Raw genomic sequence first — 14,850 nt, forward strand, 5'->3', positions numbered from 1 at the left:
TGAGACCACACCCGTTGGGAGCACGTCGTGAGCCGCTTTGTCGCGCCCGTTGGCTTCTTCCTGGCCGCCCTGTGGGTCGCCGCCCTGTTCTTCATGGTCGGCGCCCACTAGCCCGCTATGGCAGGCGGGACCCCCACAGCAGGCTCAGGCCGCCCGCGGCCAGGGCCAGTAGGAAACCGATGCCCAGGTACCACTGGGTGATCTCGCGCGGCTTCGTGCGGTAGCCGATCGAGCTCCCCATGTCGGTGTATACGCGCTTGAGCTCGTCCTTGCTGGCGGCCTCGTAGAAGTACCCCTTGGTGACCTCGGCCACCTTCTGCAGCGACGGCCGGTCGACCGGCACGCGCTGCGGGGTGTTGCCGATGCGCACCACGCCGTCGTCGGTGCCGAACGCGATCGTCGAGACCGGCACGTTGGCCGCCGCGGCGGCCGCGGACGCGTCCTCCAGCGAGCGCCCGGCGGTGCGGAACCCGTCGGAGAGCAGCACGATGCGCGCCGGCGGCGGGCCGGCGGCGCCGTCCGCGGGCACGGTCCGGATCGCGTCGAGGCTGGTGAACACGGCCTCACCCGTCGCCGTCGACTCCTGCAGCGTGAGGCCGTCGATCGCCTGGAGTACCGCGGCCCGCTCCTTCGTCGGCGACACGAGCACGCTCGCCGTCTTGGCGAACGAGACGATGCCGACGTTGAACGACGCCGGCAGCTGCCGCACGAAGTCGGTCGCCGCCGACTTCGCCGCCTCGATGCGGGTCGGCGCGACGTCGGTCGCCTGCATCGACAGGGAGACGTCGATCGCGAGCATGATGGTGGCCCGCTCCAGCGGCTCCTTGCTGTCGTACGACGGCCGGGCCAGGCCGAACCCGAGCACCACCAGGCTCAGCAGGAACGCGGCGGCGCTGATGTGCCGGCGCGGGCCGATGCCCTTGGGCACCAGGCTGGAGAGCAGGTCGACGTTGGTGAACCGCACGGCGAACGCGCGCCGGTGCAGCTGCCGCCAGACGTACACGCCGATGACGGCGGCGACGGGCAGCAGGGAGAGCAGCCACCAGGGCGAGAGCAAACGGATCATCGGGTGGTACCCCTAGTTCGGGCGTGGCGCTGGGCTGCGACGAACCGGACGATGTCGAGCAGCCAGTCCGAGTCGGTGCGCAGGCGAAGGTGGGAGGCGTTGGCGCCGCGCAGCGCGGCGGCGATGGCGGCCCGCTGGGCGGCGGCCGCGTGCGCATACCGGTGGCGCAGCTTGGGGTCGGCGGTCTGTACCTCGTGCATGCGGCCCGTCTCCGGGTCGACGAGGGCGATCACCCCGACGTCGGGCAGTTCCAGCTCGCGCGGGTCGACGACCTCGACGGCGAGCAGGTCGTGGCGGACGCCGAGCTTGCGCAACGGGCGGGCCCACTGGGCGACCGGGGTCATGAAGTCGGAGATGACCACGGCCAGCCCGCGCCGCCGCGGCGGGCGGTTCAGCATGTCGATGAGCGCGCCGAGGTCGGCCCGCCCGCCCCGCGGCGGGGTCTGGGCGATCGCCCGCAGCAGGCCCTGCGCGTCCTTGCGGCCGGGGCGCGCGGGCATCCGGGTGAGGGAGCTGCCCGTGCCGACGACCGCGCCGATGCGGTTGCCGCCCCGCACGACCAGGTGCGAGACCGCGGCGGCCGCGGCGATCGCGAGGTCACGTTTGAGGTACCGCGCCGTCCCGAAGTCCAGGCTCGCGCTCAGGTCGACGGCGAGCCACGCCTCCAGCTCGCGGTCGGCGACCGTCTGGCGGACGTGCGGCAGCGTCGTGCGGGCCGTGACCGGCCAGTCCATGCGCCGCACGTCGTCGCCGGGGCGGTACTCCCGGGACTCACCCGCCTCGGTGCCCGGGCCGGGCAGCAGGCCGAGGTAGTCGCCCTGGAGCAGCCCGTCGAGCTTGCGGGTGATGAGCAGCTGCATGCGGTTGAGGACGACCTCGGCGCGGGCGTCCTGGCGCTCCATCTGCTGGTTCAACGTCCTGGCCACGTCGTGATCGTCGTCGTCTGCGGGGGCCCGGACGGAGGCCCGGACACCGCCTGGGCCTGCTGGCGGGGCGCGACGGTCGGCGGCGGCACGGCGGCCAGCACGCGGCGCACGATGTCGTCGGCCGGGATGTCGTCGGCGAGCGCGTCGTACGACAGCACCAGCCGGTGGCGCAGGATGTCGGGCGCGATGTCCTGCACGTCCTGCGGCAGGGCGTAGTCCCGGCCGCGGAGCAGGGCGAGGGCGCGCGACGCCCGCACGATGCCGAGCGAGGCGCGGGGGCTCGCACCGTACTGGATGAACTGCGCGACGTCGGCCAGGCCGTGCTCGGCCGGCGCCCGGGTGGCGACGACCAGCCGCACCGCGTAGTCCACCAGCGCGTTGTGCACGAACACCTCGTCGGCCTTGGCCTGCAGGCCCATGAGCTCCTCGGTGGTGAGCACCGCGACCGGCTCGGGCGTCTTCACCGACACCCGGTAGACGATCTCCCGCTCCTCGGCGTCGCTCGGGTAGCCGACCTGGATCTTCATCAGGAAGCGGTCGCGCTGGGCCTCGGGCAGCGGGTAGACGCCCTCCTGCTCGATCGGGTTCTGGGTCGCCATGACCAGGAACGGCCGCGGCACGTCGTAGCTCTCGCCGCCGATCGAGACCTGTTGCTCGGCCATGACCTCCAGCAGCGCCGACTGGACCTTGGCCGGCGCGCGGTTGATCTCGTCGGCGAGCAGGAAGTTGACGAACACCGGGCCGAGCTCGACGTCGAACTTCTCGCTCGACTGCCGGTAGATCCGCGTGCCGACGATGTCGGCGGGCACCAGGTCGGGCGTGAACTGGATGCGGGAGAACGTGCCGCCGACGACCCGGGCCAGGGTCTCGACCGCGAGGGTCTTGGCGACGCCCGGCACGCCCTCCAGCAGCACGTGTCCGCGGCTGAGCAACGAGACGAACATCCGCTCGATCATGCGATCCTGACCGACGATGACCCTCTTCACCTCGAAGAGGGCCCGCTCCAGCACAGTCGCGTCCTGTGCGGGTGTCGAGACGGGGTTGTTCGGCTGGGTCACCGGTCCTCCACGCGTAGGTTGTGGTTCCGAGCCTAGCGTCGCATGTCCGCACACCCGGAGCGATCTGGCGCCGCTGGGAGCCTACTGAGAGTTTCTTTTAGTGGGATTTGTCGGGTATGTGGCTATCGATCGTGGCGATTTTTGGCATCGGACACCACGGGTGACTGGACATCACCCGTACCGCAGTGGGTACGATTCACCCCGTCGCCGGGCGGCTTCCCCCGTGGCCGCCCGGCGCTCATCCCCCTCCACACCGCTGGCAGACTGGCCCTTGTGGATCCACTGATCTGCTCGGCCAAGGGCTGCCGTGCGCCCGCCGCCTGGCAGCTGCGCTGGAACAATCCGAAGCTGCACACGCCGGAGCGGCGCAAGACCTGGCTGGCCTGCCCGGATCACCTCTCGTCACTGTCGGCGTTCCTGGACGCCCGGGGTTTTCTGCGGGAGACCGTGCCGATCGATGATCGGGATAGGCTCGAACAGTGACGGTGGCTCCCGATCCGCTCCGCCCGTGGCCGGACACCGTGGCGTGGCGGCCGATTTCTCCGCGGTACTTCGTGGTGCGCGTCGGTGTCCTTGCCGTGTGGGTGTTCATGCTCACGGTCGCGGCGTTGGTCGCCGGCCTGCTCGTCTCCGGCTGGTTCGTGCTGCTGGCCTTCGCGATCGTCGTCCTGGGCGTCGTGCGGGCGATCTTCCTGCGCCGCTCACTGCGGGCCTGGGGCTACGCGGAGCGGGCCGAGGACCTGCTGGTGCGGCACGGGCTGCTGATCCGGCGGCTGTCCATCGTGCCGTACGCGCGGATGCAGTTCGTCGACGTGACCGCCGGCCCGCTGGAGCGCGCCGCCGGCCTGGCGACCGTCACCCTGCACACCGCGGCGGCCGCGAGCGACGCCACCGTCCCCGGCCTCGACGCCGCCGAGGCGACCCGGCTGCGCGACCGGCTCGCCACGCTCGGCGAGATCCGCGAAGAGGGCCTGTGAACCGCCGGCGGCTGCACCCGCTCACGCCGCTCGTCCGGGGCGCGAAGCTCGTCGCGGCCGCGGCCGTCGTGATCTCCTGGCAGGGCCTGCGCGACCTGGGCCCGCTCGGCTGGCTGGCGTCCATGGCGGCCATCCTCGTGCTGGCCGTCCTCGTCTCGGCCGTCGTCTGGCTGGTGACCGGCTACGAGGTCGTCGGCCGTGAGCTGCGGGTGCACGAGGGTCTGGTGTCGCGGCGCATCCGCACCATTCCGCTCGAACGCGTCCAGGCCATCGACATCGTCCGCCCGGCCCTGGCGCGCGTCTTCGGCCTGGCCGAGCTGCGCCTCGAGGTCATCGGCGCGGGCAAGACGGAGGCGCCGCTCGCGTACCTCACGGTCGCCGGCGCCAGCGAGCTGCGCGGCCAGTTGCTCGGCCTCGCCACCGGGGTGGCCCCCGACCCCGTGTCGCAGGAGCGCCCGGTCTTCGCGGTCCTCAACCGCCGGCTCCTCCTGGCCCAGCTCCTGACCCCGCAGTCGCTCGCCGTGCCCGTCGGTGGCGCCTTCGTCATCTGGCAGGCGACGCTGGACCCGGCCTGGACGCTCATCGGCGCCGCCAGCACCGTCACGGCCTTCCTCGGCGTCTTCCAGGTCCCGGTCCGCCGGGTCCTGGACGAGTGGGAGCTCCGCCTGGGCATCGACGTCGCCGTCTTCCGCGTCCGCCAGGGCCTGCTCAACAAGCGGAGCCAGACCGTCCCCCCGCGCCGCGTCCAGGGCGTGAAAATCACCTGGCCCCTCCTGTGGCGGACGCCCGGCTGGTCCCGCGCCCGCATCGACGTCGCCGGCTACGGCGGCGACGGCGAGGAACAGCTGCGGGCCGGCACCCTCGTGCCCGTCGCCGTTGCCTCCGACACTGCCTCGGTGGCGGCGTTGGTACTGGGTGTGGCCGTCACGCTCCGCCCGAACGACCACGGCATCGACGCCACCGCGGTCCCCGTGACCGGCCCGCCGCGCCGGGCCCGCTGGCTGGCTCCGCTGGCCTGGTCCCGCATCGGCGTGGGCGTCACGGACGAGGTGGTGGCGGTCCGCGAGGGCGTCCTGACCCGCGAGCTGGTGGCGGTCCCCCTGGCCCGCGTACAGAGCGTCCGGGTCACCCAGGGCCCGCTCCAACGCCTGCTGGGCCTGGCCACGGTCCACGTGGACACCGCGGGCGGCCTGCACGCGGTGGCCCGCCACCGGGACGCCCTGGACGCGTACGCCCTGGCCGACACCCTCGCCACCCGCTCCCGAACCGCTCGCCAGACGTTCCTGGCCCGAGCCCGCTCGGCTGCGGCGACGGCTGCTGCGGCCACGGTCCCGGTGGAACCGTTCCCCTCCGGGTGGCCGGCGCTATCGGCTCCCACGACGGCCTACTCGGCTCCGCCGACCTTCCCGCCTTCGTCTGCGCTATCGGCTCCCTGGGCTCCCTCGGCTTCTGCGCTTCCCCCGGCTTCGGCGACTCCCCCGGCCTCGGCGGCTTCCGCGGCTCCGTCGGCTCCCTCGGCTCCGGCGGCTCCGGCGGCTTCCGCGGCGCGGTTCCCCGTGGTGCCTGCCGGCTCGTCAGGCGGTGGCGGTGCCGGCGATCCTGGGCAGGACGAGACCGATCGGCTCGCGGACGACACGGTCGGCGATGACGTCGTACGGGGTCGGCGCGTCATTCACGATCACGACCCGGGCGCCCCGTTTCCGGGCGACCTCGACCAGCCCGGCGGCCGGGTGGACGGTCAGTGACGTCCCGACCGTGACGAACATCCGGCAGTACATCGCCGCCTCGGCCGCCGCCTCCAGCGTCTCCATGTTCATCGGCTGACCGAACGAGATCGTCGCCGACTTCAGGATCCCGCCACACGCCTCGCAGGCCGGATCGTCCTCACCTCCCTCCACCCGGTCGAGAATCTCGCGCATCGGCCGCCGCTCGCCGCACTGCAGGCACTCGGTCTCCGAGAGCGTGCCGTGCAGCTCGATCACCTTGGCGGGATCGCTGCCGGCCCGCTGGTGGAGCCCGTCGATGTTCTGCGTGATGATCGCGGTGAGCTTGCCGCGCCGCTCCAGCTCGACCAGCGCCGCGTGCGCCGCATTGGGCTCCGCCGTCCACGCGGGATGACGCAGCCGCTCCTGCCACGAACGGCGCCGCACGTCCGGGTCGGCGACGTAGTGATCGATCGACGACAGTTTCATCGCCTCCGGGTCGCGCGTCCACACCCCGTTGGGCCCGCGGAAGTCCGGGATGCCAGAGTCGGTGGAGATCCCCGCCCCGGTCAGCACCACCACCGCGCCCTCGTCGGCCCACCCCGCGATCTGCTCCATGGCCGCCATTATCGACGTACGTCAGGTTTCCCGGCGACGCGTTATGCACGGTCGTTAGGCTGGGGAGTATGCAGCCGAACGAGCGCCCCTCGGTCGATGCGGCCCCCTGGGTGGGCGCCGTCACCCGCGTCGAGCTCACGGTCACCGACGCCGACACCGCCCAGGCGGTCGGCTCGGGCGACGTGCCGGTCCTCGGCACCCCACGCGTGCTGGCCCTGGCCGAGGCGGCCACCGTCGGCGCCACGGCGAGCCGCCTGCCCCCGGGCTTCACCACCGTCGGCACCCGCGTCGAGCTGGAACACAAGGCCGCGACCCCGATCGGCGGCAAGGTCACCGCCGAAGCCCGGCTGGCGAAGGCCGACGGCCGCAAGCTGGTCTTCGAGATCGTGGTCCGCGACGGCCGCCAGGTGGTCGCCGAGGGCCGCGTCGAACGCATCATCGTCGATCGCCAGCGGTTCCTGACCAAGGCCCTGGAGGACCGCTCATGACCCACCTGCGCGAGATCGCCTCCAACGTGCACATCCTGCGCCACAAGGTGCTGGACGTGACCGCCGCACTGATCGTCGGCGAGGAGTCGGCCCTGGTGGTCGACACCCTGTCGACCACCGCCCAGGCCCGCGACCTGCTGGACGCGGTCCGCAGGGTCACCGACCTGCCCCTCGCCGTGGTCAACACGCATCACCACTTCGACCACACCTTCGGCAACGCCGTGTTCACTCCCGCCCCGATCTGGGCTCACGAGGAGACCGCGGTACTGCTCGGTCCCCACCACGGCGAGCCCATGCGGGCCGAGTGCCAGCGCGCCTACCCGGACCTCGCCGAGGAGCTGCGCGAGGTGACGCTCACCCCGCCGACGAACCTGATCCGCACCACCCAGGACCTCGACCTCGGTGCCCGGCTGGTGGAGCTGCGCCACTACGGCCGCGGCCACTCGGCCGGGGACCTGGTCGTCCTGATCCCCGACGCCGACGTGGTCATCGCCGGCGACCTCGTGGAGGAGAGCGGCCCGCCGCAGTTCGACGACGCCTACCCCCTCGAGTGGCCCGACACCCTCGCCGCCCTGCTGCCGCACCTGGGGCCGGACACCCAGGTGGTCCCCGGGCACGGGCGCCCGGTCGACCGCGCGTTCGTGCACGCGCAGCACGAGCAGCTCGCGTCGCTCGCCTGGCTCATCCGCGAGGGTGACCAGGACGGCGCCCCGCCCGACCGGGTGGCCGCGAAGTCGCCGTTCCCGCAGGACCTGTCGCTGATCGCCGTTCACCGGGGCTACCTCCACCTGAACCAGTCCTAGGATCTAGGCCCGGTTCTGCGTTTCGGCACCCCGCCGGGTTCGGGGTCAGGCCGGGACCGCTGTGACGTCCCGGTCGAAGTTGCGGTGCATGGCGAGTGCCGTGACCAGCTCGGACACGAACGTCGCGGACCATGTGTCGTGCGCGATCAGCGCGGGATCGGCCGCCGCCGTCGGTAACGGGATCTGGCCGCGCTGGAGCAGATCCAGACCGGAGCCGAACGCGCCGACGGCCTTGCCGTGCTTGAACGCCTCGGCGGCGAAGTGCACCGCGAGCCCGTTCTGCGCCAGGCCCGGCGCGCCGTCCGGCACCACCACCGCGTCGTACAGCACCGACGCCATCGTCGGCAGCGCGCGGTCCACCTCCATCGGCACCCCGTCGGAGGTGGCGACCGAGCCGTCGACCGGTGCGAGCAGCTCGACGACCGCACCACGCTGGGTCAGCGTGTCCCGCAGGCCGGCCAGCGCCCGGGCGTCGACGCCGTCGGCGACCAGCACCGCGACCCGCCGGCTGACGATCGACTCATGGGCCGTGTTGGCCTGCGACAGCGCCGGCGAGCTGCGGCCGTGGTTGTCGATCGACTTCACCGGCTCCTCGACGCCGATGCCCTGCGCGACGGCCACCGCCAGGTCGTGGTCGATCCGGTTGAGGTGCTCGACCATCCGCACCCGGATCGGCATCGTTCGCACCTTGCCGAGCTCGAACCGGTACGCCGAGACGATGTGCTCCTTCTCCCAGCCGGACATGCTGTTCCAGAACAGGGTGGCCTGGCTGTAGTGGTCGGAGAACGTCTCGCTGCGCTTGCGCTCCTTCGGGCCGTCGACCGCCTCGGGGAAGTGCACGAACCCCGCCGCGCCCGCCGGCTTCGGCAGGTCGTCACCGAGCGAGTTCGGGAAGTAGTTCGCCTGACCCACCGGCGTCTCGTGCTGGTGGAGGCCGTCCTGCTGGTGGTTGCGGACGGCCGCGACCGGGCGGTTGATCGGCAGTTGCGGGAAGTTGGCGCCGCCGAGGCGGGTGAGCTGCGTGTCGAGGTATGAGAAGAGCCGCGCCTGCATCAGCGGGTCGTTCGTGAAGTCGATGCCGGGCACCACGTTGCCGACGCAGAACGCGACCTGCTCGGTCTCGGCGAAGAAGTTGCCCGGGTTGCGGTTGAGCGTGAGGCGGCCGACCGGCGTCACCGGCACCAGCTCCTCCGGGATGATCTTCGTCGGGTCGAGGACGTCGATGTCGTCGAACTCGTACACCTGGTCCTGCGGGATCAGTTGCAGGCCCAGCTCCCACGACGGGAACTGCCCCTTGTCGATCGCCTCCCACAGGTCCCGGCGGTTGAAGTCGGGGTCCTTGCCGGAGATCTGCTGCGCCTCGTCGAAGACGAGCGAGTGCGTGCCGAGGGCCGGCGTCCAGTGGAACTTCACGAACGTGCTGCGGCCGTGGGCGTTGACCAGGCGGAAGGTGTGCACGCCGAAGCCCTGCATCATGCGGAAGCTGCGGGGCAGCGCCCGGTCGGACATGAGCCAGATCAGGTGGTGCATCGTCTCCGGCTGCAGCGACACGAAGTCCCAGAACGTGTCGTGGGCCGACGCGGCCTGCGGCATCTCGTGGTGCGGCTCGGGTTTGAGGGCGTGCACCAGGTCGGGAAACTTGATGCCGTCCTGGATGAAGAACACCGGCATGTTGTTGCCGACGAGGTCGAAGTTGCCCTGCCGGGTGTAGAACTTTGTGGCGAACCCGCGCACGTCGCGCGGCGTGTCGGTGGAGCCGCGCGAGCCCTGGACCGTCGAGAAGCGCACGAACACCGGCGTCTCGAGGTCCGGATCGGTCAGGAAGTCAGCGGTGGTGTACTCGTCCAGCGGCTCGTACACCTTGAAGAACCCGTGGGCGCCCGACCCGCGCGCATGGACGACCCGCTCGGGGACGCGCTCGTGGTCGAACCGCATGATCTTTTCGCGGAGATGGAAGTCCTCCAGCAGCGTCGGACCGCGCGCACCCGCCCGAAGCGAGTTGTCGGTCTCCTCGACCGGGATGCCCTGATCGGTGGTCAGCACACCCTCGTTGAACGGTCGGCGGCTGCCGGCGAGCTGCCGGTCCTTGGCGGTCATACCGTTGGGGCTACCACGTTCCATCTGCTTTACACCTTTTGTTAGGGATCGAGTCGGGCGGCGATCGCGCGTAAGCCGTCGATCAGATCCCGCCCGCTCAGCGCCAGCTCCGGCGTCACGAGGTGCTGGAGCACCACGCCGGTGAGGAGCGCCTGGTAGACGCCGCCGACGGCGTCGGCCAGCTCCGGCTCCTCCTCGCTGTCGATCCCGTGGAACAGCTCCGCCAGGCCGGCCTGACCAGCTGCCTGCGCCTCAGTCCAGTCCCACTCCGGGCCCCGCCGCCGGGCGACCTGGGTGGCCGCCTCGAACTGCGTGGTCCACAGCGCGCGGTTGGCGGCGACCGACGCGATCACCCGCGTCCAGATGGCGACGAACCGGTCGCCCGGCGAGAGTGCGGCGTCGCCTTCGTCGTTGAGCGCCCCTTCCAGCTCCTCGGCCCACCGCTCCATCGCCTGGTAGAGCACGGTGTTGAGCAGGGCCTCGGTGGTGCCGAAGTGGTATCCGATCGCGGCGAGACTGACTCCCGCCGTGGTGGCGATGTCCCTGGCGGTGGTCTCGGCGTAGCCCTTCTCGAACAGGCACTGCAGTGCTCCGTCGAGGAGCTTCTCCCGGTTTCCCATGGCCATGACAGTACCGTCTGAGACGTCCGTCTCGCAAACTTGTCTTGGAAATTCGTCTTGCAAATTTGTCTAAGAAACTCGTACAGTTTGACGCAGCACACCGAACCCCCACCTCTCGGAGGACGTCATGCTTGTCGCCGCATCGGTCGCCACCGTCGCTGCCGCCACCGCCGCCGCTCCCCTCGTCTACCGGTCCGTTCGCAAGCAGCGCGGCGCTGTGGAGGCGCGCATCGACGGCGCCAACGGCGTCGCCGAGGGTCGCTACGTCACGATCGGTGGCGTCGACCAGTGGCTGCAGATCCGCGGCGAGGACCGGGCCAACCCGGTGCTGCTCGTCGTGCACGGCGGGCCCGGCTCGCCCTATTCCGTGTTCACTCCCGTCCTGCGCGAGTGGGAGCGACACTTCACAGTTGTGCACTGGGACCGGCGGGGCTGCGGGCGCACGCTGCGCCGCAACGGCTGGCCGCCGGCCGGCGAGCTGACCTTCGAGCGGATGGTCGACGACGGCATCGAGGTCGCCGAGTGGCTTCGCCGCCACCTGGGCAAGGAGCAGATCGTGCTGATGGCCGGCTCGATGGGCACGATCGTGGGCCTGCCGATGGCGCAGCGCCGCCCAGACCTGTTCAGCGCCTACGTGGGCACCGACTTCTACGTCAACATGGTCGCCAACGAGCGCCAGGGCCGGCTGGACACCATCGCGCGGCTCAGCGCCGCGGGCAACAAGCGGGGCGTGGCCGCACTTGAGGCGCTCGGCAAGGACCCCCGCACGTGGAGCGTTGCGGACTGGGGCCGGCGGATGCAGTGGAGCATGGGCACCGACCCGACCACGCCCAACGCCGTGTTCAAGCTGCTGTTCCCGCTGCTGCTCACCAAGCCCGACTACACGCTGCGCGACGTCGCGGCCTGGCTGAAGGGCTTCGGGAAGGTCCGTGACGCGATGTTCGACCAGTTCATGGCGTTCGACGCCCGGGCGCTCGGCACTCGGTTCGAGATCCCGTTCCACCTGTTCCAGGGCGCCCGGGACGTCGTGACCCTGACCGAACCGGCGGTCGACTACTTCGCGGCGGTCGAGGCCCCGGCCAAGTCGCTGGTCCTCATCGAGGACGCGAGCCACTTCGCGGCCTTCACCCAGCCCGGCCGGTTCCTCGCCGCGCTGCGTGGCGCCACCGTCTGAGCCCTGGCCTTAAGGCCGGAACGACCGCCTCAGGCCGGACCGACCGACAGGACGCGCACAGCAGCGGCGCCGAGCGCGTCCGACCCGGCCAGATCCACTTCGGCGACGATCGCCCAGTCACGGTCGCCCGCCGGGTCGTCGAAGATCTGGCGGACGTGCCAGCGGTCGGGCTTCTGGTCGATCACCAGCAACGCCGGGCCGCGGGCGTCCGGGCCAACACCGAGACTGTCGTACTCCTCGAAGTAGTCCTCGATCGCATCCTGCCAGGCATCGGAGGTGAAGCCGTGCTCGCCGTCCATCTCGCCCAGCTCGTCGTAGCGGCGCAGCGCCGCCAGCTCCACCCGGCGGAACAACGCGTTGCGGACCAGCACCCGGAAGGCGCGCAGGTTGCGCGTGACGGCCGGCGGGCGGTCGTCGACCACGACTGGCTGCTCGTCGGTGGGGTTGCGCAGGCGCTCCCACTCGTCGATGAGGCTGGAGTCGACCTGGCGCACCAGCTCCCCCAGCCACTCGATGATGTCGGCGAGCTCCTCGGTGCGCGCATCTTCGGGCACCGTCTGGCGCAGAGCCTTGAAGGCGTCGGCGAGGTAGCGCAGGACCAGGCCCTCGGAGCGGGACAGGCTGTAGAAGCTGACGTACTCGACGAAGGTCATCGCCCGCTCGTACATGTCGCGGACCACGGACTTCGGCGAGAGCTGGTAGTCGGCGACCCACGGGTGGCCCTGCTTGTACAGGTGGTAGGCGTTGTCCAGCAGGTCAGCGAGCGGCTTCGGGTGGGTGACCGAGTCGAGCAGCTCCAGCCGCTCCTCGTACTCGATGCCGTCGGCCTTCATCGCGGCGACCGCCTCGCCGCGGGCCTTGAACTGCTGCGCCGACAGGACCTGTCGCGGGTCGTCCAATGTGGACTCGATGACCGACAGCACGTCGAGGGCGTAGGCCGGTGCTTCGCGGTCGAGGAGCTCGATCGCGGCCAGGGCGAACGGGGACAGCGGCTGGTTCAGTGCGAAGTCCATCTGCAGGTCGACGGTGAGCCGCACGCGACGGCCCTCCTCGTCGGGCTCGGCGAGCTGCTCGACCACCCCGCCGGCCAGCAGCGCCCGGTAGATGGCGATCGCGCGGCGGATGAGCCGCCGCTGCGAGTGGACGTCCTCGTGGTTCTCGGTGAGCAGGTGCCGCATCGCCTGGAAGGCGTCGCCCGGCCGGCTGATCACGTTGAGCAGCATCGCGTGCGACACCTGGAAGCTGGACCGGAGCGGCTCGGGCTCCGCCTCGACCAGCCGATCGAAGGTCGGCCGGCCCCAGCCGATCGCCCCCTCCGGCGGCTTCTTGCGCACCACCTTGCGCCGCTTCTTCGGGTCGTCGCCCGCCTTCGCCAGCGCGCGCTCGTTGTCGATGACGTGCTCCGGCGCCTGCACCACCACCGTGCCGATGGTGTCGAAGCCGGCGCGGCCGGCCCGGCCGGCGATCTGGTGGAACTCGCGGGCGTAGAGGAGGCGGGTCTTCTGCCCGTCGTACTTCGACAGGGCGGTGAAGAGCACGGTGCGGATCGGCACGTTGATGCCGACGCCGAGGGTGTCGGTGCCGCAGATCACCTTGAGCAGCCCGGCCTGCGCGAGCGTCTCGACGAGCCGGCGGTACTTCGGCAGCATGCCGGCGTGGTGGACGCCGATGCCGTGGCGCACCAGCCGCGACAGGGTCTTGCCGAAGCCGGCGGTGAAGCGGAAGTTGCCGATCGCCTCGGCGATCATGTCCTTCTCGGCCCGCGTCGACACGTTGATGCTCATGAGGGCCTGCGCGCGTTCGAGGGCGGCAGCCTGCGTGAAGTGCACGATGTAGACGGGCGCCTGCCGGGTGCTCAGCAGCTCCTCGATCGTCTCGTGCAGCGGGTCCATCGAGTAGGTGAACATGAGCGGCACGGGCCGCTCGGCGTTCTTCACCACGGCCGTGGCCCGGCCGGTCCGGCGGGTCAGGTCGTCCTCGAAGCGGCTGACGTCGCCGAGGGTCGCGGACATGAGCACGAACTGCGCCTGCGGGAGCTCGATGAGCGGCACCTGCCACGCCCAGCCACGGTCGGGGTCGGCATAGAAGTGGAACTCGTCCATGACGACGATGCCGGCGTCGGCCTCGGCGCCGTCGCGCAGCGCGATGTTGGCGAGGATCTCGGCCGTGCAGCAGATGATCGGGGCGTCGGCGTTGACGCTGGCGTCACCGGTGAGCATCCCGACGTTCTCGGCGCCGAACATCTCGACCAGGGCGAAGAACTTCTCCGAGACGAGCGCCTTGATGGGCGCGGTGTAGAAGGTCGTGCGGTCGCTGGCGAGCGCCGCGAAGTGGGCGCCGGCCGCGACGAGGCTCTTGCCCGAGCCCGTGGGCGTGTTCAGGATGACGTTCGCGCCCGAGACGATCTCGATCAGGGCTTCTTCCTGATGCGGGTAGAGGCTGAGGCCCTGCTCCTTGGCCCAGCCGGCGAAGGCGTCGAAGACGGCGTCGGGGTCACCGCCGCGCGGGACGCGGCTCGCGAGGGCGCTCACGACTTCACGTACATCAGGTCGAACGACGGACGGCCGTCGCGGATGGCGCGCTGCTCGAACTTCGTGAGCGGGCGATGGGCCGGGCGCGGGGCGAAGCCGTCGTGGACGTTGCGCAGCCGCGGGTCGGCGGTCAGCGTCTCCAGCATCGCCTGGGCGTACCCGGCGTCGTCGGTCGCGCAATGCAGCACCCCGCCCGGGCGGAGCCGGTCGCGCAGGAGCGCCACGTGGGCGGGCTGGATCAGGCGGCGCTTGTGGTGCCTGGCCTTCGGCCACGGGTCGGGGAAGAACACATGCACGGCGTCGAGGCTTTCGAGAGGGATGTCGGAGCGCAGCAGTTCGAGCGCATCGACGCTGACGACCCGCAGGTTGGTCAGGCCGCGCTGCTCGATGAGCGACAGGAGGTTGGCGACGCCGGGGGTGTGGATCTCGACGGCCAGGTATCGGCGGGCGGGATCGGCCGCGGCCATCTCAACCGTCGCCTCCCCCATGCCGGAGCCGATCTCGAGCACGTCGATCGGGTCGCCGGGGACGAACGCGAACGCGTCGGTCAGGCGGTGGAGCGCGTCGAAGTGCCGACCACTGAGCCGCCCCCGGCGCGGGTGGTATGTCCGGATGGGCTTGCGGGGGCGCTCGACGGTAGTCACGGGTGAACAACCTTACCTGGCGTGCGCACGAGGACACCACGCTTCCGCGGGCATCGCGCCGCGGCCGGCACGGGAACCGGACACTGCGGCACGTCGGCCAGGTGCTGCCGCGGCTGGCGGGCCGGGGTGCGACGGCCGGGGGTCC

The 14,850-nt window shown here is 71.3% G+C and carries 13 protein-coding genes and 1 pseudogene; 6 read left to right on the forward strand and 8 right to left on the reverse strand.

Features of this window, described 5'->3' with window-relative positions:
• Positions 1–115: 115 nt before the first annotated feature.
• From ABZS66_RS05515 to ABZS66_RS05525, 3 genes are read right to left on the reverse strand one after another with little or no spacing between them, the layout of a single operon-like run.
• Complete coding sequence (locus ABZS66_RS05515; protein WP_354755439.1) at positions 116–1,066, reverse strand: VWA domain-containing protein; 951 nt, start codon at positions 1,064–1,066, stop codon at positions 116–118.
• Complete coding sequence (locus tag ABZS66_RS05520; RefSeq protein ID WP_354755654.1) at positions 1,063–1,968, reverse strand: DUF58 domain-containing protein; 906 nt, start codon at positions 1,966–1,968, stop codon at positions 1,063–1,065. The genes ABZS66_RS05515 and ABZS66_RS05520 overlap by 4 nt, the downstream gene beginning before the upstream one ends.
• An 8-nt stretch (positions 1,969–1,976) precedes the next feature.
• Complete coding sequence (locus ABZS66_RS05525) at positions 1,977–3,050, reverse strand: MoxR family ATPase (RefSeq protein WP_354755440.1); 1,074 nt, start codon at positions 3,048–3,050, stop codon at positions 1,977–1,979.
• A gap of 273 nt (positions 3,051–3,323) precedes the next feature.
• On the opposite strand from ABZS66_RS05525, the gene ABZS66_RS05530 reads away from it, so the two are divergent.
• The 3 genes and pseudogenes from ABZS66_RS05530 to ABZS66_RS05540 all read left to right on the forward strand — a co-directional run.
• Entirely contained in the window at positions 3,324–3,533 is a 210-nt protein-coding gene (locus ABZS66_RS05530; protein ID WP_354755441.1) for a hypothetical protein, read from the forward strand.
• Complete coding sequence (locus ABZS66_RS05535; RefSeq protein WP_354755443.1) at positions 3,530–4,027, forward strand: PH domain-containing protein; 498 nt, start codon at positions 3,530–3,532, stop codon at positions 4,025–4,027. The genes ABZS66_RS05530 and ABZS66_RS05535 overlap by 4 nt, the downstream gene beginning before the upstream one ends.
• Before the next feature lie 122 nt (positions 4,028–4,149).
• Positions 4,150–5,262 (forward strand): annotated as a pseudogene (locus tag ABZS66_RS05540) (PH domain-containing protein); the annotation flags it as partial.
• Positions 5,263–5,601: 339 nt separating this feature from the next.
• Here the strand turns inward: ABZS66_RS05540 and ABZS66_RS05545 are convergent.
• On the reverse strand, positions 5,602–6,348 hold the full coding sequence (locus ABZS66_RS05545) for a Sir2 family NAD-dependent protein deacetylase (RefSeq protein WP_354755445.1): 747 nt from the start codon (positions 6,346–6,348) through the stop codon (positions 5,602–5,604).
• A 68-nt stretch (positions 6,349–6,416) separates the two neighbouring features.
• Here ABZS66_RS05545 and ABZS66_RS05550 point away from each other — a divergent pair, with 68 nt between their 5' ends.
• Positions 6,417–6,836: a hotdog domain-containing protein gene (locus tag ABZS66_RS05550; protein ID WP_238015781.1), complete on the forward strand. Its 420-nt coding sequence runs from the start codon at positions 6,417–6,419 to the stop codon at positions 6,834–6,836.
• The gene (locus ABZS66_RS05555) at positions 6,833–7,639 is read left to right on the forward strand and encodes an MBL fold metallo-hydrolase (protein WP_354755447.1); all 807 of its coding nucleotides are present in this window, start codon (positions 6,833–6,835) and stop codon (positions 7,637–7,639) included. Before ABZS66_RS05550 ends, ABZS66_RS05555 begins: the two co-directional genes overlap by 4 nt.
• 45 nt (positions 7,640–7,684) lie before the next feature.
• Here the strand turns inward: ABZS66_RS05555 and ABZS66_RS05560 are convergent, their stop codons facing one another.
• Complete coding sequence (locus ABZS66_RS05560) at positions 7,685–9,760, reverse strand: catalase (RefSeq protein ID WP_354755448.1); 2,076 nt, start codon at positions 9,758–9,760, stop codon at positions 7,685–7,687.
• 17 nt (positions 9,761–9,777) lie between these two features.
• Positions 9,778–10,356 (reverse strand): TetR/AcrR family transcriptional regulator, encoded by a 579-nt coding sequence (locus ABZS66_RS05565; protein WP_354755449.1) that lies wholly within the window; start codon positions 10,354–10,356, stop codon positions 9,778–9,780.
• A 127-nt stretch (positions 10,357–10,483) separates the two neighbouring features.
• Between ABZS66_RS05565 and ABZS66_RS05570 the strand changes: the two genes are divergently transcribed.
• Complete coding sequence (locus tag ABZS66_RS05570) at positions 10,484–11,530, forward strand: alpha/beta hydrolase (RefSeq protein ID WP_354755451.1); 1,047 nt, start codon at positions 10,484–10,486, stop codon at positions 11,528–11,530.
• A gap of 29 nt (positions 11,531–11,559) precedes the next feature.
• On the opposite strand, the gene ABZS66_RS05575 is transcribed toward ABZS66_RS05570, so the two are convergent.
• Positions 11,560–14,061 (reverse strand): DUF3516 domain-containing protein, encoded by a 2,502-nt coding sequence (locus ABZS66_RS05575; RefSeq protein WP_354755453.1) that lies wholly within the window; start codon positions 14,059–14,061, stop codon positions 11,560–11,562.
• Positions 14,058–14,705 carry a tRNA (guanosine(46)-N7)-methyltransferase TrmB gene (gene trmB, locus ABZS66_RS05580; RefSeq protein WP_354755455.1) on the reverse strand — a complete coding sequence of 216 codons (648 nt, stop codon included), beginning with the start codon at positions 14,703–14,705 and terminating at the stop codon, positions 14,058–14,060. Before trmB ends, ABZS66_RS05575 begins: the two co-directional genes overlap by 4 nt.
• Positions 14,706–14,850: the final 145 nt, after the last annotated feature.

Source organism: Dactylosporangium sp. NPDC005572 (genome assembly GCF_040605515.1).
GTDB lineage: Bacteria > Actinomycetota > Actinomycetes > Mycobacteriales > Micromonosporaceae > Dactylosporangium.

Bases quoted from the DNA above. Each gene is read 5' to 3' on its own strand.
- ABZS66_RS05520 (WP_354755654.1), bottom strand. From the start codon at position 1,968: ATGGAGCGCCAGGACGCCCGCGCCGAGGTCGTCCTCAACCGCATGCAG.
- ABZS66_RS05565 (WP_354755449.1), bottom strand. From the start codon at position 10,356: ATGGGAAACCGGGAGAAGCTCCTCGACGGAGCACTGCAGTGCCTGTTC.
- ABZS66_RS05555 (WP_354755447.1), top strand. From the start codon at position 6,833: ATGACCCACCTGCGCGAGATCGCCTCCAACGTGCACATCCTGCGCCAC.
- ABZS66_RS05560 (WP_354755448.1), bottom strand. From the start codon at position 9,760: ATGGAACGTGGTAGCCCCAACGGTATGACCGCCAAGGACCGGCAGCTC.
- ABZS66_RS05570 (WP_354755451.1), top strand. From the start codon at position 10,484: ATGCTTGTCGCCGCATCGGTCGCCACCGTCGCTGCCGCCACCGCCGCC.
- ABZS66_RS05550 (WP_238015781.1), top strand. From the start codon at position 6,417: ATGCAGCCGAACGAGCGCCCCTCGGTCGATGCGGCCCCCTGGGTGGGC.
- ABZS66_RS05515 (WP_354755439.1), bottom strand. From the start codon at position 1,066: ATGATCCGTTTGCTCTCGCCCTGGTGGCTGCTCTCCCTGCTGCCCGTC.
- ABZS66_RS05545 (WP_354755445.1), bottom strand. From the start codon at position 6,348: ATGGAGCAGATCGCGGGGTGGGCCGACGAGGGCGCGGTGGTGGTGCTG.